The organism is Clostridium sp., from assembly GCF_036643715.1.
Classification (GTDB): Bacteria; Bacillota; Clostridia; order Clostridiales; family Clostridiaceae; genus Clostridium.
The window spans coordinates 18683-40195 of record NZ_JAVXRL010000001.1 but is presented as its reverse complement, the minus strand read 5'-3'; the positions used below and the strand labels follow the sequence as shown (position 1 = coordinate 40195).

The following is a 21513-nucleotide window of genomic DNA, read 5'->3' as shown; positions in this document are numbered from 1 at the left end:
AGGAGATATATAGCATATGCCTTTATATAAATATGAAGCAAAGAATATTGATGGGAAAATATTAAAGGGAAAATTAAATATACAAAATGAAGAGGAACTTAGAAGAAGAATTAAAAGTAAAGGATACTTTTTGATTAAATATGAAAATTTAGAGTCTTCTTTCAATATAAATATAGATTTATTTTCTAAAATAACACAGAAGGATCTTTCTATATTATGCAGAGAATTGTATTTTTCTTTATCTTCTGGTATTACTATTTTAGATAGTTTATCAATAGTTAAGGATCAACTTGAAAATAAAAGGCTTGAAAATATATTAAATAATGTATTTAGAGATGTTGAAAAGGGGAAGATGCTTTCTGAGGCATTTTCTAAATTTAAGGACATGCCGTCCTTATTTATATATATGCTTAAAGTAGGAGAAGCTACAGGACGTCTTGATGAAATTATGGAAGATTTATCAGACTTTTATGATAAGCAATACAAACAAGAAAGAAAAATTAAAAATGCCCTTATATATCCAAAATTTTTAATTTCATTTTCATTAGTAATTGTATCAATATTAATTGCTTATGTAGTGCCAATATTTGTATCAAATTTATTAGCATCAGAAGAAAAACTTCCAATGCCAACGGAGGTAGTAATTTGGATAAGTAATTTTATTCAAAATAAATGGATATATCTACTTAGCTTTACTTTAATTATAATTCTGCTGAAGAGATTTATATTAGATAAAAATAAAAGATTTATTTTTTTAAGAGATAAATATATTACAAAATCTAAAGTAATAGGCTTTGTATCAAAACAAATAATGACTGCAAGGTTTGCTAGAACATTTTCAATTTTATTTGCAGGTGGAATAAGTGTAATTAGTTGCATGGAGATCTCTGCAAATGTTATAGGAAATGAATATATAAAATATAAACTAATGAGGAGTAGAGATTTAATAAATAACGGATCTACTATTGGAGAAGCACTTGCGACACAAAACATATTTCCGAAGATGCTAGTTCAATCTATTAAAGTGGGGGAAGAAGCTGGAAGTGTTGATAAGATTTTAAAAAAAGCATCAAATTTTTACGATTCAGAAGCTAATTTTGCATTAGATAGATTTACTAATTTAATAGAACCAACAATGATAGTGGTTTTAGCATTAATAGTTGGGTTTGTTGTTTTATCATTGGTTCTACCAATGTTCTCAATGTATCAAACTGTTCAATAAAATGATATTACTCCCAAAAATCAAGGGGTTATATAAATATTATTACAAAGGAGGACTTTTTTTATGAATATGAATAAGGTCATGAAAAAAAAGAGAAAGGGTTTTACTTTAATTGAACTTATTGCAGTAGTTGCAATACTTGCAATATTAGCTGCAGTTGCAGTTCCAAGAGTAATAACTTATGTAAACAAATCAAAGAGGGTTGCAGTACAAACAGAGGCTAGTACAATATATAACGCATCTGAAGCTGCATATAATGATGGAAAGTTAACAGCTGCTACTGGTGCAACTACTGAGAAAGACAAGTTTGACAATATTACTGTAGCTAAAGCTGTAGAGCAGCTTACAAGTGAAAACTTATTAAGTAATGCAGATACTAGTAAACTTGGAACAGTTGCAGAAACCGGCACATTAGCTAATTTAAAGGCAATAATCAATGCAGATGAAGCTAATATACAAGTTAATGGAAACGGAATTTATACAGGAATAGCTAACTCAGGAAAAAATAGTTAATAAAATAAATTATAAGGCTGTCTTAGGGCAGCCTTTATAAAAATATTAAAAAACTCTTATGTAATAAATTAAAACTTAGTAGGTGATATTTATGAAGATAAAAAAGACAGGATTTACTTTAATTGAACTTATTGCGGTAGTTGCAATACTTGCAGTACTTGCAGCAGTTATAGTCCCAAGAGTAATTACTTATGTACATAAATCAAAGCAAGTAGCAATACAATCAGAGGCAAAAATAATATTTAATGCAGCTGAAGAAGCATATAATTCAGGCATATTAGTTCCGACTAAAGAAAATACATACCCAAATCATGAAAAGCCAGACGCATCTCCAGAATTTGGTCAAATGAAATTAAAGACTGTAATAAAAATATTAAAAGATAAAAATTTAATTTCAAAAACAGTAGAAGAAGAAGAAAGTGTACTTCATAGAGTAGCAGTAGTTGGATGGCTTAAAGAAATTATAAACGTCCCTCCAGAAAATATAATAGTAGATCCTGATGGAGCTTTTGGAGGTTTTAAGGATGAATAGTATTTTATATATCATAATATTCTCAAGTGGATTAATATTTGGAAGTTTTTTTAATGTATGTATATATAGAATACCGAGGGAGGAGAGCATAGCTTTTCCTCCTTCACATTGTACTAACTGTAATAGAAAATTAAAACCTTTAGAATTAATTCCTGTATTTAGTTATATTGCACTAAAAGGAAAATGCAAAGGTTGTTTAGAAAAAATCAGCATAGAATATCCTATTATAGAAATATTAACTGGAATAATATTTCTTAATATTTATATACAATTTGGATTTTCAATAAATACTTTAAAATATATAGTGTTATTTTCAATATTATTAATAGCATCAATTATTGACATAAAAACAAAGGAAGTATATTTTAAATTATCTCTTACCGGATTTATATTTGGGATTTTATTTTTAATTGTAGATATGATAAATGGTAGACCATTTAAAAATTTAGTAGTAACAATTTTAATACCACTAGTTATAGTTGGAGTTATATATTTATTATCAAAGAGAATAGATGGATTTGGTGGTGGCGATTTAGAAATATTTTTAATGATATCTTTATACCTTACACCAGTAACAATAGGACTTTCAATATTTTTATCAATTATATTTGGTGGAGTTCTTGCAATAATATTGCTATGTATAGGAAAACGAAAAATGCAGATTCCTTTTGTTCCATTTATTTTTTTAGGAACATTTATAGCTGTTTTATTTGGAAGTAGAATATTAAATTGGTATATAAAGACATTATAAGGAGGGGGACATTATGAGCGGCTTTGTTAGAGAAAATAGTATAGTAATCGAAATTAAGGATGACTTCGTTGATATATTAGTAGGTAATAGTACAAAAATAATATTAAATAAGTCAATATCAATACCAAGCGGGTTGTGTGATGGAGGACTTATTAATGATGTGCCTAGATTATCTGAAATAATATTGAAATTTTTTCTTGAGAATAATATAAAAGAGAAAAATGTTTCTTTTGTTGCTTTTGGAAGTGATATCGTAGTTAGATGTATAGAAATACCTAGTATGGGAAAAGAAGAACTACGAGAAGCTATTGAATTTGAGATAAAAGAAATAATACCAAATGAAGATGATTATTATATAGATTATGAAATTATTTCTAAAAATAAAGAAGATAAGAAAAATGTAAAGTTAAATGTTATAGTTGCAGCTTGTATGAAAAAGAAGATAGACTCTTATGTTGAATTAAGTAAGTCTATTGGTAAGAAGTTAGATGTAATAGATATTTTAACAAATACAATAAATAAAGTTATACTTAAAAGTAATTTAGATTATGAAAATAAAGCTATTGCAGTATTTTATTTAGGATATACTTTTAGTAATATTTCAATTTCTTATAATGGAATAATGAAATTAGAAAGAAGCATTCCTTTTGGATTTCAAAATATAATTAGGGAGTTTGAAAGAAGCAAAATGGAAAGTGATCCTAATTACAATGAAGATAAAAGTTCGGAATTATTATTAAGAGATTTAAACTTAGAAGGTAGTGATATAGAAGTACTTTTTAGAAAGTATCCAAGATTAAAGGAATCAATAGATAAATTATTTTCAATTGTAGAGAAGACTATAAAGTTTTATAACACAACAAAAGGTAATAAGAAAATTAGTAATATGTATATAATATCTAATCTGGATATGAGTAGAACTGCATCAAATTATATGGAGAATTATTTTGAAACAAATAGTATTTTATTAAAAGATGTTAAAGAATTAGGTCTTAAGGTAAGGAATAAAAACAAAAGATTTGGAAAGTTTTTACCACTATATGGCTTATTTTTAAGGAGAAAATGATATGAAAAAAAGATTAAATCTTAATCCTAAGAGTATAGAAAAAGAAAAGAAGAAAGACCATTCTGCCATTTTAATTAGTATATATGTGGTTTTGACAATATTACTGTTATCAAATGCATTAATTATATATTTAGAAAATAATACATTAGAAAAGAAAAATGTATCTTTAAATCAAGAAGTTAGTAGTTATAAAAATGAAAATGGTGATTACATAAATGTATACAATGAGCTAGAAAGAGAAAAAATATTCGTAAATAAGGTGGATTCACTACAAAAAGATAATAAGGTATGGAAATGTATAAAGGATATTGGTGAGTATGTTCCAAATAGTATTTTTATAAATTCAATAAATTTAACTAATGGAACTATTACTTTAGGTGGTATAGCAAATAACAATAATGATGTTGCAATACTCTTAGCGAACTTACAAATGAGTGATTTATATAAAAATGCGGATGTTGTAACTATGAATAATATTCAAATAAAGAATGAGGATATTAAGGAAAATAATTTAAAAGATAGTAAAGAAAAGAAAGTAGAGAAAAACACAGATAAAAAAATTAGTACAAAAAGTGCAGTTGAATTTAATATTTCAATAGAGGGAGCAGGGAGTAATGAAAAAAATCAAAAAGAAAAGTAAAATATTAAGTTACTTAAAAGGATTAAAAAAAAGAGAGAAATTACTTTTGTTTATGAGTGTTTTAATTTTTACTTTTATTTTAATAGAACAAGCTTTAATTAAACCTCTTAAAACTAAACAATTATCCTTGCAAAATAATATTAGTAAAAATGAAACTAATAAAGTCGAAATTATAGATAAGATAGCTAAAAAAGATATGTTATATCAAGAACTTGAAATAGTGAAAAACGATTATGATAAAGCGATAAAAGAATTCCCTAAAACGGAGAAACAAGCAGATATTATAAAAAATATTACCGATACAAGTATTTTAGTAGGGGTTAGTATAAGCAATTTTAATTTTATAAATGATGCAAATTTAAAAGAGGAAACTAGCAATTCAAGTGATGATGAAACTTTATTAGAAGATGATAAAGAAAAGAAACCTGAAAATAACAATGAAGATAGTATCATAACACATAGTTTCATGATTACTGTAAATGGAGACTTCAATAGTATTGTGGAGTTTATGAAAAAAATTGAAAGTATGCCAAGGCAAATTAGTGTAACAGGAGTTAAAATAAGCAACAATCCAAGTGATGGCAATAAATTACAAGGAATAATTACAGCTAATTACTATAGTTTGAATTATAAGGAGAAGGAGAGGTATGACTTTAATAAAGGAAAATGGGGTAAGGAAAATTTCTTCAAATAAAAAAGGAGTATCTTTAATTGAAATAGTAGCAGCACTTGCAATATTTGCAATACTATTTGTTGGGACAACACAATTGATTGCAACAGCAAATAAAAGCGAAATTAATACAAATGTATCTATGGAAAATACATCAGCAAATGGAGGGATACGAGATATTTTATTTGGAGAGAGTGGTCAATTTTTTGAAAAGTATTTGAATGGTAAAACCATTATTTTAGAGGGGTCAGACTTAAATTCTATACAAAAAATGCTTCTTTTAAATATTGAGTCTGGAAAAGCAAAAGCCAAAAATAATAGTACATACATTTCAGACAACAATAGCAAGGAAAGTCCAATAAAGTACAAAGTATATATATCTACAAAGGAAAATAGTGATGGTTTATATTCGGTTGTGTTAACATGTATTACTTTAAAAAAGACACAGCAGTATTACTATGAAAGTGGAGAGAAAAAAGGGGATGGGGCGAGTACTAATATATCGCCTTCAAATAAAAGCCTTCAAAGTTTAAGTGAAGAGATTGTAATAAGACCAATAAACTAGAGAGAAAGAGAGTGCTTTTAATGAAAAAGAAGGGTTTTACATTAATTGAATTAATAGCAGTTATGGCTATAATGATGGTACTCTTAACGGCAGTACTTGGTATATATGTTAATGGAATTAAGAGAAGTAACATTACTAAAGATAGAACTGATATACAAAATGAATTTAGTAATGCTAAAGCTAAAATAACAAAAGAAATAGGAGCAGAGGATGTTACTACTATTATAAATAAAAAAGTAGAAATAAAATCTCCAATTGATTTAAATGAATTAACAGCTGAAAAAGCATATTTAATTATTAAAAATCAAAAAGATGGTAGTATTACTTTTTTAGTCTCATTAATTAATAAAAATAGAAATCGAGATTTGTACTTAATAAGGACAGCAGAAAAAGATGTAAATAATAAAGATTATATTAGTATAAATAAAGTTGAATCATTTATTGAAGTTGCAAGTAATGTAAGTGAATTATCAATTAATGGGTTTAATAATGGTCTTATTTTTAATATTGGATTTACTATAAATAATTCAAGTAGAAATTATGAGTTTTTGTTAAGTAAAAAGACTGATGAAATAGTTATATCAGATGGAAGTGGTGATTCAGAAGATGGTAATGTTAATCTAGATGATTTCTTTAAAAATGTTTCTGGAATAACTATTTTAAATGATACTAAAATTGAAGTGGATGGTTCATTGAGCTTAGTAGATACATCATATTATATTAATGGATTAGTTAAGGATAGTAGTTTAGGGGATGATCAGTTAAAAGAAGCAATAACTACTGTAAATGGTAGCCCAGTATTTGCAAGCGGGCTAGAAAATAAGAATGATGGAGAAAATGTTCAACAAGGTTTACCATTAGCCTTTACATCAGGAAATTTTATAAGTGGAAATAATAATTATGGAACTAGTATTTCAAATCAAATAAATAAGTTAAGTAATAAACCTGAAGGTGCTGTTGCATTATTAGATTTTAATAATAGATTTAAACTTTATAATAACTATGAAAATTTAACAAAGACTGATATTAATAGTTCAATTGGAGCAATAATAAAAATTGCAAGTAGGAAATATGTTGTACTAATTAATGGAGATTTAAATATTGAAGATACATTAAGCAATGGAAATAGTATGCTTATATACTCAACAGGAAATATGAAAATATCAAAAGCATCAAACGCATGGATAAGTACAAGCGTTATATGTGGAGGAACGCTTATAATAGATTCGCCATCAGTTTATATGTATAAGGAATATGAAGTTGATGACGAAACAAAGGCATGTATATCAAAGTTCTTAATGAAATAGTAGGTGATATTAGTGAGGAAGAAAAAGGGTTCTGCTTTAGTTGTAGTTCTATTATCTTTAACAGCGCTTATCATAACTTCAATAGCTGTATATTCATATGTAGCAAATAGAAGTAAGTTAAATAAAAATTCAAATAACAATGAGATTTTAGAAACAGCTGCAAAATCAGCACTTTCAATTGGAGAATATTATTTAATAAATGATAAAAATTATAAGAACATAAGTAATAATATAACGGTGGAAGTTCCAGAAAATTATATAAAAGAGAAGGTAGGTAGCAATAATTTCGATAATGGAGATGTTGTTTTAGAAGATAATAAACTCGAAAAATTTAACTATTCTGTAAATATAACAAATGATAATAATAGATACAAAATTCAAGCTATAGCTAAAATAGGAAGGAATACAAAAGAAGAAAATAGAGATATTGTATTAAAAACTTCTGAAAAGTTAACAGCAGATGAAAATGTTGACTTGCTTTTAAAAGATAGTAGTGGTATCACTATATTAAACAGTGATAATTTAGAAATTAAAAATTCTATAGTAAAATTAAGCAACTCTACATTTAATATAAATGGAGTATTAAAATCAAATAATATAAGTCCAGATAAGCAACTCACTTCATACTTAACAAAGTATGATAATACATCATTTGGGTGGCATGAGTCTTATTCCTACAATATGGTAAATGAAAATGTTGGGGGAATAAGAAGTAACGGATTAAATCTAATGTTTGGACAAAATGGGCTTAATATTGATGAATTACAAGAAAAGTTATTTTGGCTTGATAGTTTTAATTACTCTGGGGATGCAATTTTATATAACAATTATGGCTATTATAGAGAGATATCATTAAGTAATTTAAATGGGCAAATACTTAAAAATTATTCAGGTGCAATAATAAAACTTAGTGATTACAATTATGTATTATTGTGTAATGGGAATTTAAACATAACTGGGTACATTAGCGATATTGACAATATATTTATATATTCTACAGGTATTGTAACAATAGATGAAGGTCGTAATTTTATGAGTGATTCTAATGTATTTAATGGAAGAATGAGTATAGTAGCAAATGAAGGAATTAATATAAGGGATTCTTTTATAGAAAACTCTGTTGGAAGCTTCAATAAAACTGATGCGCTTAAAAAATGCTTAAGAAAATTCACAAAATAGAAATAAAAAGTAGAGTTTAATTTGGATTATTTTAAATTAAATTCTATTTTTTATAATAAAATAATACAAAATTAAACAATTAAGAACAAATTTATGTAAAAAATATTGCTAAAGTGTGAATATTATGATAGTATTTTAAATAACAACAGAGGAGGAATGGGAATTGAGAAAAATTGCGTTAATAACTGACAGTAGCTGTGATTTAAGACTAGCTACATTAAAAGAATATAATATTGAGATGTTACCACTTAGAATTATATATAAGGATGAAGAATTTTTAGATAAGATTACATTGTCTCCTAAGGAAATGTATTCAAGAATAGAAAAAGAGGTTCCGACTACATCATTACCGGATCTTAAGAATACTGAAGACGTTATAGAAAGATTGAAAGAAGAAGGATATACTGATGCGATAGTTATAACTGTTTCAAGTAAACTTTCAGGAACATACAATAGTATAAGATTAGTATGTGAGGCACATGAAGATGAATTGAATTTTCATTTCTTTGATACAAGAACTTTAGGATTCCCACAAGGAGCTATTGTTTTACAAGTAGCAAAGATGATTAAAGAAGGAAAAGATTTAGAGAATATTTTAGATTCTCTTGAGGATATAAGAAAAAGAACTCATGGATATATAACTTTCGAAACATTAGAGTTTCTAAAAAGAGGTGGAAGAATTGGTAAGGTAGCTGGAACTATAGGTGAAATGCTTCACTTAAAACCAATTGTTTCTTCTAATGATGAAGGAGTTTTATATAACTATGCAAAAACAAGAGGAAGAAAAAAAGCTTTATCTAAGATGAAGAATATATTGGATGAGTATCTAGATAAAGGAAAATGCAGAGTGTGGATTTTAAGTGCAGACTGTGATGAAGAGGCTATGGAATTCTTAAATAATGTTAAGAATCATAAAAATATAACAAAGATTTCTTTAGAAGAGATAGGGGCTGCAATGGGCATACACACTGGGCCAGGAGCATTAGGAATGTGTATTTTTGAAGAAGAATAATCTAGGAGTAATTTACTTACTCCTTTTTCTTATGTTTGAAATTAATTTGGGAAACGTGTATTATTAATCTTGATGGTTATCTTATATAATAGAAATTAAAGGGAGAGTGAGTATGGCAGTTTTAATTTTATATTTTACTGTTTACAGCGTGCTTGGCTGGATATGTGAATGCGTATATTGTGCAGCAATAGATAAGGTATGGGTTAATAGAGGGTTTTTAAATGGTCCAGTATGTCCAGTTTATGGATTCGGAGCTTTATTTGTTATAGGGCTATTAGATAGATTTAAAGACAATAGCATATTATTATTTATAATGGCTGTTATTTTAACTACAGCGCTTGAATATGTAACTGCTGTTATTTTAGAGAAAGCATTTGACTTAAAATGGTGGGATTATTCAAATTACAAACTTAATTATAAAGGAAGAATATGTGTACTAAATTCAGCTATATTTGGGTTTTTATCATTATTCTTAATTGATATATTAAATCCGTTTGTAATATCAAAAATATCATTATTAACAAGCAAACAAATATTAATCAGCGCTATAATTATAAGCGCAATTTTCATTGTAGATTCAATTTTTACAATTATATCTTTAGTAGATATGAATGAAATGCTTAAGAAAATATCACAAATTAACATTGAACTTAAAAAACTAGATATTTCTATGGATAAGTTTAATGATATTGAATTTAACAAAGTATTCAATAAATTAAAAAGCACTGGTGATTTAAAAGGTTTTAAAAGTAAATTTGAAGATACTTATAAGAATTTCCAAAAGATGAAGAGTGGATCTATTGTTCAAAATAGAATAATGAGAGCTTTTCCAGATATGAAATCTAAAATATATGGTGAGCAATTTAAGAAGTTAAAAGATAGTATTGCTGATTACTGGAATAGAAAACAAAGTTAACAGAATTATTAAAAAGAAATCACTTATCTAGGTATATAATAGTATATATTGGAGGTGATTTTTTTTTGAGAGAATTAATAATATTTTTTACGATTTATAGTTTTTTAGGATGGGTATGTGAAACAATATATTGTTTTATAATAGATAAGAAGTTTACATATAGAGGTTTTTTATATGGACCTGTTTGTCCAATTTATGGATATGGAGCATTAATAGTTACAGCATGCTTAAATAGGTTTAAAGGAAATATAGTATTTGTTTTTTTAGGTGGGATGATTCTTGCATCTGTATTAGAATATTTCACTTCATTTATATTAGAAAAGCTATTTAATATGAAATGGTGGGATTATTCAAAACATAAATTTAATATAAATGGAAGAGTGTGCCTATTAAATTCAACAATGTTTGGTATATTGTCAGTAATTATTATAGAAGTATTAGATCCAATATTTAAAGACTTAGTAAGCAAAATACCACATGTTATATTATATGAATCTGCAGCTATTATAGCTGGCATATTTATTATTGATACAATATTTACAACAGCTCATTTAATTCATTTAAAGGAACATTTAGCAAAAATAAAAAATATAAAACAAGATTTAAAAGAATTAAATATAAGAATGGAGTCTTTTGCTGAGAATGAGATTAATAAAATCAAAGATGAAGCTATTAAGAGAAAAGATTTATCAGACCACAATAATGAAAAATTAGAAAAGTTATTTGTGAAAATTGAGGGACTTAAAAAAGCAAGTAAAGAAAGTAGTAGAATATTAAAAGCATTCCCACATGCAAAATATATAAAAGATCATGATCGTTTAAAAGATCTTAAATCACTTATTGGTGGTAAGTAGTTTTAATTTCTATTGTTAATGATATTTAAAATATGTATAATAGGAATGAAACTTATAAAGATGGAGTGAACGTAAAGATGAGAATGAGAAAAAAACCTTGGGCTAGACCTGAGTTAGAAGAATGCGACTTTTTTGTAATAAAACCTAGCGAATATAAGGGGAAATGGAATGAATCTTTCAAAAGAAAAGAGAATCCTATTTATTTAGAACTTGGATGTGGAAAAGGAACATTCATGGCAGTGCATGCATCAGAACATAAAGACGTTAATTATATAGCAATAGATATAAAAGATGAAGTTTTAGTTTTAGCTAAGAGAAACATAGAAAAAGCTTTTGAAGATAAAAATGAAGTGATTGACAATGTTAAGCTTATGGCTCAAGAAATAGCTATAATTGATGAAATGCTAGGAGAAGATGATGTTGTAGAACGAATATACATAAACTTCTGTAATCCATGGCCTAAGGATAGACACAAGAAGAGAAGACTTACTCACACAAGACAATTAGATAATTATAAAAAGTTTTTAAAATCAGATGGTGAAATTTGGTTTAAAACTGATGATGATTCTCTTTTTGAGGAATCACTTGAGTACTTTAAAGAAAGTGGATTTAATTTGGATTATATAACATATGATCTTCACAAAAGTGATTTTACAGAAAATGTTATGACAGAACATGAAGCAATGTTTACAGCTCAAGGGATAAAGACAAAATTTTTAATTGCTAAGCGTGGATAATTAATTAGTAAAATAGTATTTAGATATAATCTAGATACTATTTTTTTATATAAAGACTAGAATATAGTGGTTATATTACAATAAAAGTACTATTTATATAAACAAAATGTAAATAAAGTAAGAATAAATATGCATCACTATTGCATAAAAGTTATATTAGTATGATAATAGGTTCAAAGAAAAAATAAAATAAACCCTTTGAGGTAGAGGAGCAGATTTTAAGAGTAATGTTAATAAGGTAAGCACGATGATTTAACATGAAAGGAAAATTTGCCGAAGGATATAACTAATGCTTTAAGGTTATATTTCTGGTCTTATATATAATATGTATAAGATTGTCACAATTTTTTTGTGGAGAGCTATCATTCTAAATGAGTAATTTCATGTAACTTAAGATTAAGTACATTTTTATATTACCCAGAGTGATAATTTCCTCTGGGTTTTATTTTTTTGTGTTTAACTAAGGAGGAAATATTATGTCAAAAGAAGATAACAATGAACTTACGAGGAGCTTAAAGGCGAGACATCTTAATATGATTGCAATGGGTGGATCTATTGGAACAGGTATCTTTCTTGCAATGGGAGACAGTATACATCAAGCTGGTATTGGTGGTTCTATTGTAGCATATGGAGTAATAGGAATAATGGTTTACTTCCTTATAACAAGTCTTGGAGAAATGGCAACATTTATGCCAGTATCAGGGTCTTTTGGAGTTTATGCAACTAAATTTATTGATCCTGCTGTAGGGTTTGCACTTGGATGGAACTACTGGTATAATTGGGCGATAACTATTGCAACAGAAATGGTTGCAGGTTCACTTATTATGAAGTATTGGTTTCCTAATATTCCAGGAGTTGTATGGAGTGTTGGATTTTTAATTATAATAGTTGGTTTAAATCTTTTATCAGCAAAAGCTTATGGTGAATCAGAATTTTGGTTTGCTGGTATTAAAGTAGTTACAGTTATAATATTTATGATAGTTGGAGTTCTTATAATATTTGGTATTATGGGTGGAGATGCTGTAGGATTTAAAAATATATATGCAAATGGAGGACCATTTGTTGGCGGAACAAAATCAATATTTGCTATATTCTTAATAGCAGGATTTTCATTCCAAGGAACTGAACTTATTGGAATTGCAGCTGGTGAGTCAGAAAATCCAGAAAAAACAATACCAAAGGCAGTTCACACTATTTTTTGGAGAATATTACTTTTCTACATTGGGACTATAATTGTAATTGGATTAATAATTCCATCAGGACTTGCAGGAGTAAATACGAGTCCATTTACAATGGTATTTGAAAGAGCAGGAATTGCAGGTGCAGCATCACTTATGAATGCAGTTATACTAACTTCAGTATTATCAGCAGGTAATTCAGGAATGTATGCATCAAGTAGAATGTTATTTTCAATGGCAAAAGAGGGAATGGCACCAAAAATATTTGGTAAGACAAATAAAAGAGGCGTACCAGTAAATGCTGTAATATTAACAACAATAATAGCATCAGCTTGTTTTTTAACTGGAGTATTTGCTGAGAGTAGTGTTTACGTATGGTTAGTTGCAGCATCAGGTCTTGCTGGGTTTATAGCATGGCTTGGAATAGCAGCTTGTCATTATAGATTTAGAAAAGCGTATGTACATCAAGGAAATGATTTAAAGAAGTTACCATATAAAGCGAAATTATTCCCAATAGGACCAATAATAGCACTAGTATTATGTATAGTTGTAATTATCGGACAAGGCTTTGCCTATATTAAAGGTGATGGAATAGATATAATGGGATTAATATCATCATATATAGGAATACCTTTATTTTTAGCATTATGGATTGGATATAAAATAAAGAAGAAAACTAAAATAGTTAAATTAGATGATGTTGATTTAAGTGTGCTTAAAGATAAAAATGGATGTATAGTTGACTCTGTAGAGGATCTAGAATTAGAAGAAAATTAGAAAAGTAGAAATTAATTAATTATCTAAAAAAATTTAAAATGTTTAGTATTGCGGTGTAGCATTGTATGATGTTATACCGCTTTTCTTTATTATATATTTTACTATAATAAAGAAAAGTAGTATTTTAATAATGTTGACCACTTTATGGGAATTAGATATAATAACTTAATTGAAATTTAAAATAAATGGTAAATAATATATTATGAGGTGATTCAAATTAGAATACTTATTGTTGAGGATGAGAAAGATTTATTAGAAGCAATTGCAGAAGGCCTTCGTTTAGATGGTTATTCTGTAGATACATGTGATAATGGAGAAGAGGCTATTGAACTATGTTCCATAGAAAATTATGATTTAATGATTCTTGATTTAAACATACCATTAGTAGATGGATTTGAAGTTTTAGAAAATGTAAGAAAAAAAGATAATGAATTGAAAATTTTAATACTTAGTGCAAGAAGTGATATTAGCGACAAAGTGAAAGGTTTAGATGAAGGCGCAAATGACTATCTTACTAAGCCCTTTGATTTTATTGAATTAGAGGCTCGTATTAGAAACTTACTACGTAGAACTTTCATTCAAAAAGATAATATTATAACTTTTGATAAAATTAGTATGGATTTAAAAAAACGTGAAATTTTTATTAATGACGTTGAATTAAAACTAACTAGAAAAGAAATTTCTATTCTTGAGTATTTTTTGCTAAATCCTCATAGAGTTATTAGTCAGGAAGAATTGATTGAACATGCTTGGGATAGAAATACAAATAGTTTTAGTGGATCGATACGGGTACATATTGCATCATTAAGAAAAAAAATAAAAAATATTTTGACATACGATATAATTTATACGAAAGTAGGAATTGGTTATTATTTATCAGAAAAAGGTGGTATAGAATATGATTAATAAACTACCTATAAGAATTAGATTAACTATGTTAACTATATTAGTATTAACAATTTGCTGTGTTGGATTAACTAGTATACTTAACTTATCTGCAAGTCATATGGCTGATAGAATTGCAGTAACAACTACACCTGCCATAGAAGTACCATTAACTCCAGAAAATAAACCTATACAAAACGAAATAAATTCAGATTCTTTCAATACCTCTGATACAAATTCAAGTATAGCTAGAACGCAAAGTATTGTAAATGATTTCTATATGACAAGCTTATTTTATATGTTTTGTATTATTATAACTGGAGGAGTTGCAACTTATTATATTGCAGGAAAGGCATTGTCTCCTTTAACAAAGTTAAATAAGCAAATCCAACGTAGGACAATTTATAATTTATCTGATAAATTGGATGTTTCCAAGTCAAATGATGAAATATCAAGAATCACAGAATCATTTAATATAATGATAAATAGAATTGATGGTGCATTTACGTTACAAAAACAATTTTCTGCAAATGCTGCACATGAATTGAGAACACCTTTAACAATCTTAAAGGCGAAGATCGATGTTTTTAATAAAAAGAAGAAACAATCTATTGAAGATTATAATCAATTACTGTCTATCTTGACTAATCAAATAACACGTTTATCGGATATTGTGAAAAATCTTCTAGAATTAACGACTACAGAAACTTTAGTAGAAAAAGAAAATATACTAATTTCAGATATTATGGATGATATAATCTTAGAACTTAATGATTTCATACAATCAAAACACATAAATGTTAATACGAATTATAATGATTTAGAGGTATATGGAAGTTTAGACTTATTATATCAAGCATTTTATAATCTTATTGAAAATAGTATAAAGTATAATATTGATAATGGAGAAATTAGTATTATATCTCAAAAACAGGATGAAAAAAATATACTAATTCAAATATTGGATACAGGTATAGGAATACCTACTGAAATGCAAAATAATATTTTTGAACCATTTTATCGTGTTGATAAATCACGTTCACGTAAAATAGGTGGCTCTGGATTAGGTCTGTCCATTGTAAAAAACATTATCGAGAAACATGATGGAACTGTAATTGTATCAAATAATCAAGAACAAGGTAGTTGTTTTTCAGTAATATTACCAATAAAAAAGGAAAAATTATAGATGTTTAAAAAGATTTTGGTTATTTACCAGAATCTTTTTTTCTTAACACTAATTTAACACCTACTTTTATATACTAGTGCTGTATAAAGGAGGAATAAACAATGTTTAGATTAAAAAATATTACAAAAAAATATAATCAAAATTATGCACTAAATGACATTTCACTTTCAATAGGTAAAGGAATGAACTTTATTATTGGGGCTTCTGGAAGTGGAAAAACTACACTACTAAAGATAATTACAGGAATGGAAGCAGATTTTGATGGTGAAGTATATTATGATGATAAAAATATTAAGAAATTAAATAAAAAGGAAAGAAGTTACTTTTATAATAATGTTTTCGGATTTATATGGCAGGATTTTAATTTGCTAGAAAATTTAACTGTAGTAGAAAATATATTGCTCCCATCATATTTAAAAGATAAATCAGATATAAAATATGCGAATAAGTTAATTAGGGACTTAAAATTAAAAAATATAGAGAATAAGCAAGTTAAATATCTTTCAGGTGGTCAGAAACAAAGAGTTGCAATTGCAAGAGAACTTATGAAAAGACCTCAAGTTGTATTAGCAGATGAACCAACAAGTGCCTTAGATAAAAAAGCATCAGATGAAGTTATGAGAATTCTTCGAGATATTTCAAAGATAAGTACCGTAATTATTGTTACTCATGACACATCATTCATTACGACACAAGATTCAGTTTATGAATTAGATAAAGGAGAACTTATAAGTGAAAATAGTGTTGAATTAAAAGATAAATTAGCAAAGTTTTCTATGAGCAGGCAATCAAGGGTTCCAATGAAACAGTTGTTACAACTTGTAAAAACAAATGTCATTAGAAATAAAGGAAGATTCATTTTTTCTGTGTTAGCATTAATTTTATCTACCTGTTTCTTACTAACTACTGTTAGTGGAAGTATAAATAATAATAGTCAATCAGCATTCGATGAATTATTTGAAACATATGGAGACAGTCTTTTAGATATTGGACTTTATAATTCATTTACTAGTGCGGCTGGTACAGATGGGAATAACAATGATAAACCTGATGCAAATGTGAATCAGGATATAAGTGGATTATATGAAAAATATAGCAATGATAAAAGAGTTTCATTAATATCATACTTACAAGCATTTGATGATATTGAAATATCGGTTGATAATAAAAATTATCAAATACAAAGTTCTGGAAGCATCCCTGTAGTAAACAAAATGATTGTAGGAAGAATGCCTGAGGGAAGTGAAAAGGAAGTAGTTGTTCCAGAAAGTTTTGTGAAATCTCTAGGTATATCTCCAGAAAATTTTTTAAATAAAGAGATTACTTTTACAGGTAATATAACGAAATGGAATGGGAATAATCCAAGTTCATATAAAACTAGCGATAAAGTAAAGGTTGTTGGTGTTATGGATACAACAATGAAAAATATATATGAAGGCAAGAAATATGATTATGTAATAGAAGATTCGTTTTTATTCAGTAAATCTGCACTGTTTAGTTTATTAGATCAGGCAGGTAAGAATGTTAATGAGATGAGTATTTTAATGCGTGCTAAAACACCAAAAGATATGATTGATTTAAAAAATGAAATGAACGGGAATGGAATTGTTCCAATTGGAAGATTTGAATTATTAGAAGATATTGTTAAAGTGAATTCAGTATCTGCTGAGCAATCTTCAACTGCAAATATTGTTATTGCTTTATTATCCATTGTAACAGTTATTGCAATTTTTATGATTAGTGGAATTCTTAGAAAGAAGGAGTATGCTATTTTAAAAATAAGTGGTTATAGTAACTCTAAGCTAAGAGCTATTAATGCTATCGAAATTTTTTCAGAGTTAATATGTGGATTTGTATTAATGATAATTGTATCCCCATTATTAAACAAGTTAATATTAAAAATCTTTAGTGTTAAAATTATTACTACATCTACAATTGGAGTAAGTTTATTATTATTATTTGGGGTTACATTAATAGGATATATTTTAACAGAAATAATATGTGAAACTACAAACATAACTAAAACACTAAGTTCAGGAGAAAAATAATGATTGAAATAAAAAATCTTACGAAAATATATGAAAAAACGACTATTATAAAAAATGCTAATTATACATTTCCAGATACTGGACTTATTTGTTTGTTAGGGGAATCGGGATGTGGTAAAACAACACTAATCAACTTAATTGCAGGACTAGATAAAGATTATTCAGGAGATATTATTGTAGGTGGAATTCCATTGGATAAAATGAGTGATGATGATTTATGTAATTATCGTAGAGATAATATTGGGTTTGTATTTCAAAATTATAACTTACTTTACGGGTATACATCATTAGAAAATATTTTATATCCATGTTCACTTAACGATAATAATAATGAAGATAGTACAAATTATGCAAAAAAATTATTATCTGATTTTGGAATATGTGAAAAGGAAAATGAAAAAATTCAGAATCTTTCTGGAGGACAAAAGCAGCGTGTAGCAATAGCAAGAGCATTAATACAACATCCAGATATTATTTTAGCAGATGAACCTACTGGAGCTTTAGATAGAAAAACTTCAATGGAGATAATGAAATTATTAAAAGAAATTTCAAATGAAAAACTTGTAATAGTAATTACACATGATTGGCATGTATGTGATTATGCAGATGAAGTAATAACAATTTCTGACAGACAGATTGTTACAAAGGTTGAGTCTGATTTATTAAAAAAGGGTAGTAAGATGGAAATTGAATTACAACCATCTAGAAAAATAAATACTTTTAAAATTGGTGCAAAAAATTATAAGGTTTCATTTTTAAAATATTTTTCAATTGCTTTGGTTTTTTCGATTGCAATATTATGTTTCATACTATCTCTATCATCAGCAAATATTATGGAAAGTTCTGTTGAAAAATTTAAAGACAAGAATACAGCATTCAATAATTTCTATATTAAAAATGATGAGAATGTAACTAATATATATGATTTAGTAAGTGAAAATGATAAGGTTGGAAATGTTTACAAGCAATATAAAATTAAAGATATATCATTATCAATAGATGATCATACAGAAAATATGTCTGAAAAATATCCAATGCCTAAGGCTACAGAAAGTATCTCTTATGGTATTATGCCAAGAAATAATAAGAGTGAAGTTGTACTTACACCAAGCTTAGCTAAAAAATTCAGTAAAAATATCAATGAATTAATTGGGAAAACCTTAACTATTAAGTACAATAATAAAACATATTCACTGACTATTAGTGGAATATATAATGCTGGATATGATGACTTTATTGTGAGTTCGGATATTGAAAGAACTTTTTATAAAGGCAATGAAAATGATAAATATTATTCCATTAGTTTTGATGTGGAAAAATTTGAGGATATTAATATAGTTAACGATGAATTAGCTAAAAAAGATATTAGTTGTGAATCTGCTGCAAGTGAAGTGAAATCTATACAAAAAAGTTTTCAAAAGATATCAAAGTTATTTACTGTAATATCATTGATGATTTTAATACTATGTATATTTATTGTAACAATGTTATTTATTAAATTACAGGCGGCACGTTATAGAGTAGTTGGACTTTTAGCCACATTAGGGTTTAATAGAAAATCAATAGCTAAAATCATCTATTTTGAAAATTTATTATTGGCTTCTACTGTAACATTAATAACTGGAATTTCTCTTTATGGTGTACAAATTGTTACTTCAATCTGGAATTTGAATTTTAATATTTCAATAGTTCAAATAGTTTATACAGTTGTATTTGCCACAGTAGCTATTCTTGGGATTAATTTTATAATAAGTAAAAAACTTTTAAGAACGTCTCCTTCGGTTGCATTAAGAAAATAATTAATATAAGTAGATAAACAGGACGTTGATTGTATGTTCTGTTTATCTTTTTTATAACAAAATATGTGTATTATTAAAGGATTTATAAGTATGGAAATGATAGCTTAAGAATCTAATGTTAGTCAAGGTGAAAATGGGAAAAGGTTTACATATACAAGCCGTTATGATATAATAATACTCATGAGAAACACTTAAGGAGGAATATTGATATGGCAAATTTAGTACCAACACCACACAATAACGCAAAATTAGGAGAGATAGCAGAAACAGTGCTTTTACCAGGGGATCCATTAAGAGCTAAATATATAGCTGAAACATTTTTAGAAAACCCTGTTCAATATAATACAGTTAGAGGAATGTATGGATATACAGGAACTTATAAAGGAAAAAGAATATCAGTTCAAGGAAGCGGAATGGGTATACCATCAATTGGAATATATTCATATGAGTTAATTCATTTTTATGGAGTTAAAAATCTTATTAGAATTGGTTCAGCTGGAGCGATTAATGAAGACTTAAAACCATATGATGTTGTTATTGGAATGGGTGCTTGCACAGATTCAAACTATGCAAGTCAATATAACTTATCAGGAACATATGCTCCTATTGCAAGTTATGAGTTATTAAATAAGGCTGTAAATGCAGCTAAAGATTTAAATATAGAAACAACAGTTGGTAATATACTATCAAGTGATATATTCTATGGAGAAGAAGGACTTGAAGGATTAAGAAAGTGGCAAAAAATGGGGGTTTTAGCTGTTGAAATGGAATCAGCTGGACTTTACATGAATGCTGCAAGAGCTGGGGTTAATGCATTATGTATATTAACTATATCAGATTGTCCATTCACAGGAGATGTTACAACTGCAGAAGAAAGACAACATGCTTTCACAAATATGATGAAAATAGCTTTAGAACTAGCTTAAGATTTAAAGCTTTAATTTTAAGAGGAGATGTTTTAGTACATCTCCTCTTTTGATATAATAAAGAAAAAAAGGAGTTTATTATGAAGAATTTAATGGGAATTTCATATAAGAAATTTTTAGAAGATGCTACAGAAGAACAAATAGAAATGATAAATAGAGGAGAAATCTTAAATACACTATCTAAGGAAGCTAGGGAGAAAATAAAAAAAGTTAAAAATAATAGTAGAATATTAGTTTTCTCTGAAACAAGATGTGGAGATGCTGCAACTGCTATTCCGTTACTATTAAAAATGAATGAATTAAATGATAAAATTGATATAGAATTTTTTAAATATGAAGAAAATAAAGAGTATTTAAATAAATATATAAAAGAGACTAAAATACCTACTATTGTAAAAGTAGATAGTGAGTGTAATATACTAGGAGAATATATAGAATTTCCAAAAGAAATAAAAGATAGACTGAAAAATGAAGAGCGTGAAATTGTAATTAATGAGTTTAGAAGTGGAAAGTACTCTAAAAAAATCGAAGAAGATATAATAAAATTAATTTTATTGTAAAATGTAGCAAAATAGAATAGATTTAAATATATTATAGTAATATTAATATATAAAGGAAATATATTATGAATGGAATGAATCCACTACTAAATATGCTTTTTGGTGGTATGGGAGGAATGGGAGGACAAGGATTTGGTGGAGGTAACCCTCTATTAAATATGCTTTTTGGAGGAATGAATCAAATGGGTGG

At 27.1% G+C, this 21513-nt stretch carries 21 protein-coding genes and 1 riboswitch; all 21 genes read left to right on the top strand.

From position 1 onward, the window contains the following. Nucleotides 1-16 precede the first annotated feature (16 nt). The 21 genes from RSF37_RS00175 to RSF37_RS00075 all read left to right on the top strand — a co-directional run bounded on the left by RSF37_RS00175 (nucleotide 17) and on the right by RSF37_RS00075 (nucleotide 21323). Nucleotides 17-1222, top strand: coding sequence for a type II secretion system F family protein (locus RSF37_RS00175; RefSeq protein ID WP_332562345.1), 1206 nt, complete (start codon nucleotides 17-19; stop codon nucleotides 1220-1222). 63 nt (nucleotides 1223-1285) lie between these two features. Continuing rightward, nucleotides 1286-1735 (top strand): prepilin-type N-terminal cleavage/methylation domain-containing protein, encoded by a 450-nt coding sequence (locus tag RSF37_RS00170; protein ID WP_332562344.1) that lies wholly within the window; start codon nucleotides 1286-1288, stop codon nucleotides 1733-1735. 91 nt (nucleotides 1736-1826) lie between these two features. Then, nucleotides 1827-2267, top strand: a complete 441-nt coding sequence (locus RSF37_RS00165) for a prepilin-type N-terminal cleavage/methylation domain-containing protein (RefSeq protein WP_332562343.1) — start codon at nucleotides 1827-1829, stop codon at nucleotides 2265-2267. Continuing rightward, nucleotides 2260-3018, top strand: a complete 759-nt coding sequence (locus RSF37_RS00160) for a prepilin peptidase (RefSeq protein ID WP_332562342.1) — start codon at nucleotides 2260-2262, stop codon at nucleotides 3016-3018. Before RSF37_RS00165 ends, RSF37_RS00160 begins: the two co-directional genes overlap by 8 nt. Nucleotides 3019-3031: 13 nt before the next feature. Continuing rightward, a complete protein-coding gene (pilM, locus tag RSF37_RS00155) occupies nucleotides 3032-4084 on the top strand; it encodes a pilus assembly protein PilM (RefSeq protein ID WP_332562341.1) in 1053 nt (350 codons plus the stop codon). A gap of 1 nt (nucleotide 4085) precedes the next feature. Next, nucleotides 4086-4724 (top strand): PilN domain-containing protein, encoded by a 639-nt coding sequence (locus RSF37_RS00150; protein ID WP_332562340.1) that lies wholly within the window; start codon nucleotides 4086-4088, stop codon nucleotides 4722-4724. After that, on the top strand, nucleotides 4699-5418 hold the full coding sequence (gene pilO / locus RSF37_RS00145) for a type 4a pilus biogenesis protein PilO (protein WP_332562339.1): 720 nt from the start codon (nucleotides 4699-4701) through the stop codon (nucleotides 5416-5418). The genes RSF37_RS00150 and pilO overlap by 26 nt, the downstream gene beginning before the upstream one ends. Further along, on the top strand, nucleotides 5372-5959 hold the full coding sequence (locus RSF37_RS00140; protein WP_332562338.1) for a type IV pilus modification PilV family protein: 588 nt from the start codon (nucleotides 5372-5374) through the stop codon (nucleotides 5957-5959). Before pilO ends, RSF37_RS00140 begins: the two co-directional genes overlap by 47 nt. A 20-nt stretch (nucleotides 5960-5979) precedes the next feature. Next, a complete protein-coding gene (locus RSF37_RS00135; RefSeq protein WP_332562337.1) occupies nucleotides 5980-7266 on the top strand; it encodes a type II secretion system protein in 1287 nt (428 codons plus the stop codon). Between the two features lie 12 nt (nucleotides 7267-7278). Further along, entirely contained in the window at nucleotides 7279-8445 is a 1167-nt protein-coding gene (locus RSF37_RS00130) for a hypothetical protein (RefSeq protein WP_332562336.1), read from the top strand. Nucleotides 8446-8608: 163 nt separating this feature from the next. After that, nucleotides 8609-9457 carry a DegV family protein gene (locus tag RSF37_RS00125; RefSeq protein WP_332562335.1) on the top strand — a complete coding sequence of 283 codons (849 nt, stop codon included), beginning with the start codon at nucleotides 8609-8611 and terminating at the stop codon, nucleotides 9455-9457. 112 nt (nucleotides 9458-9569) lie between these two features. Beyond that, nucleotides 9570-10373, top strand: a complete 804-nt coding sequence (locus RSF37_RS00120) for a putative ABC transporter permease (protein ID WP_332562334.1) — start codon at nucleotides 9570-9572, stop codon at nucleotides 10371-10373. Between the two features lie 65 nt (nucleotides 10374-10438). After that, nucleotides 10439-11227, top strand: coding sequence for a putative ABC transporter permease (locus RSF37_RS00115; protein ID WP_332562333.1), 789 nt, complete (start codon nucleotides 10439-10441; stop codon nucleotides 11225-11227). Between the two features lie 77 nt (nucleotides 11228-11304). Beyond that, entirely contained in the window at nucleotides 11305-11964 is a 660-nt protein-coding gene (trmB, locus tag RSF37_RS00110) for a tRNA (guanosine(46)-N7)-methyltransferase TrmB (RefSeq protein WP_332562332.1), read from the top strand. Between the two features lie 196 nt (nucleotides 11965-12160). Then, a riboswitch (Lysine riboswitch) is annotated at nucleotides 12161-12334 on the top strand. A gap of 106 nt (nucleotides 12335-12440) precedes the next feature. Beyond that, nucleotides 12441-13919 (top strand): amino acid permease, encoded by a 1479-nt coding sequence (locus RSF37_RS00105; protein WP_332562331.1) that lies wholly within the window; start codon nucleotides 12441-12443, stop codon nucleotides 13917-13919. Between the two features lie 207 nt (nucleotides 13920-14126). Continuing rightward, nucleotides 14127-14825, top strand: a complete 699-nt coding sequence (locus tag RSF37_RS00100) for a response regulator transcription factor (RefSeq protein WP_442878510.1) — start codon at nucleotides 14127-14129, stop codon at nucleotides 14823-14825. Continuing rightward, nucleotides 14818-15990 (top strand): sensor histidine kinase, encoded by a 1173-nt coding sequence (locus RSF37_RS00095; protein WP_332562330.1) that lies wholly within the window; start codon nucleotides 14818-14820, stop codon nucleotides 15988-15990. The genes RSF37_RS00100 and RSF37_RS00095 overlap by 8 nt, the downstream gene beginning before the upstream one ends. Nucleotides 15991-16091: 101 nt before the next feature. Then, nucleotides 16092-18038, top strand: a complete 1947-nt coding sequence (locus tag RSF37_RS00090; protein ID WP_332562329.1) for an ABC transporter ATP-binding protein/permease — start codon at nucleotides 16092-16094, stop codon at nucleotides 18036-18038. Next, entirely contained in the window at nucleotides 18038-19837 is a 1800-nt protein-coding gene (locus RSF37_RS00085; protein ID WP_332562328.1) for an ABC transporter ATP-binding protein/permease, read from the top strand. Before RSF37_RS00090 ends, RSF37_RS00085 begins: the two co-directional genes overlap by 1 nt. 209 nt (nucleotides 19838-20046) lie before the next feature. Next, nucleotides 20047-20763 (top strand): purine-nucleoside phosphorylase, encoded by a 717-nt coding sequence (deoD, locus tag RSF37_RS00080; RefSeq protein ID WP_332562327.1) that lies wholly within the window; start codon nucleotides 20047-20049, stop codon nucleotides 20761-20763. An 80-nt stretch (nucleotides 20764-20843) separates the two neighbouring features. Continuing rightward, the gene (locus RSF37_RS00075) at nucleotides 20844-21323 is read left to right on the top strand and encodes a thioredoxin family protein (protein ID WP_332562326.1); all 480 of its coding nucleotides are present in this window, start codon (nucleotides 20844-20846) and stop codon (nucleotides 21321-21323) included. Nucleotides 21324-21513 lie beyond the last annotated feature (190 nt).

What these genes read in the sequence shown, in the direction of transcription:
- RSF37_RS00175 (WP_332562345.1), top strand. Translation starts at nt 17, where the DNA reads ATGCCTTTATATAAATATGAAGCAAAGAATATTGATGGGAAAATATTA.
- RSF37_RS00170 (WP_332562344.1), top strand. Translation starts at nt 1,286, where the DNA reads ATGAATATGAATAAGGTCATGAAAAAAAAGAGAAAGGGTTTTACTTTA.
- RSF37_RS00165 (WP_332562343.1), top strand. Translation starts at nt 1,827, where the DNA reads ATGAAGATAAAAAAGACAGGATTTACTTTAATTGAACTTATTGCGGTA.
- RSF37_RS00160 (WP_332562342.1), top strand. Translation starts at nt 2,260, where the DNA reads ATGAATAGTATTTTATATATCATAATATTCTCAAGTGGATTAATATTT.
- pilM (WP_332562341.1), top strand. Translation starts at nt 3,032, where the DNA reads ATGAGCGGCTTTGTTAGAGAAAATAGTATAGTAATCGAAATTAAGGAT.
- RSF37_RS00150 (WP_332562340.1), top strand. Translation starts at nt 4,086, where the DNA reads ATGAAAAAAAGATTAAATCTTAATCCTAAGAGTATAGAAAAAGAAAAG.
- pilO (WP_332562339.1), top strand. Translation starts at nt 4,699, where the DNA reads ATGAAAAAAATCAAAAAGAAAAGTAAAATATTAAGTTACTTAAAAGGA.
- RSF37_RS00140 (WP_332562338.1), top strand. Translation starts at nt 5,372, where the DNA reads ATGACTTTAATAAAGGAAAATGGGGTAAGGAAAATTTCTTCAAATAAA.
- RSF37_RS00135 (WP_332562337.1), top strand. Translation starts at nt 5,980, where the DNA reads ATGAAAAAGAAGGGTTTTACATTAATTGAATTAATAGCAGTTATGGCT.
- RSF37_RS00120 (WP_332562334.1), top strand. Translation starts at nt 9,570, where the DNA reads ATGGCAGTTTTAATTTTATATTTTACTGTTTACAGCGTGCTTGGCTGG.
- trmB (WP_332562332.1), top strand. Translation starts at nt 11,305, where the DNA reads ATGAGAATGAGAAAAAAACCTTGGGCTAGACCTGAGTTAGAAGAATGC.
- RSF37_RS00105 (WP_332562331.1), top strand. Translation starts at nt 12,441, where the DNA reads ATGTCAAAAGAAGATAACAATGAACTTACGAGGAGCTTAAAGGCGAGA.
- RSF37_RS00095 (WP_332562330.1), top strand. Translation starts at nt 14,818, where the DNA reads ATGATTAATAAACTACCTATAAGAATTAGATTAACTATGTTAACTATA.
- RSF37_RS00090 (WP_332562329.1), top strand. Translation starts at nt 16,092, where the DNA reads ATGTTTAGATTAAAAAATATTACAAAAAAATATAATCAAAATTATGCA.
- RSF37_RS00085 (WP_332562328.1), top strand. Translation starts at nt 18,038, where the DNA reads ATGATTGAAATAAAAAATCTTACGAAAATATATGAAAAAACGACTATT.
- deoD (WP_332562327.1), top strand. Translation starts at nt 20,047, where the DNA reads ATGGCAAATTTAGTACCAACACCACACAATAACGCAAAATTAGGAGAG.
- RSF37_RS00075 (WP_332562326.1), top strand. Translation starts at nt 20,844, where the DNA reads ATGAAGAATTTAATGGGAATTTCATATAAGAAATTTTTAGAAGATGCT.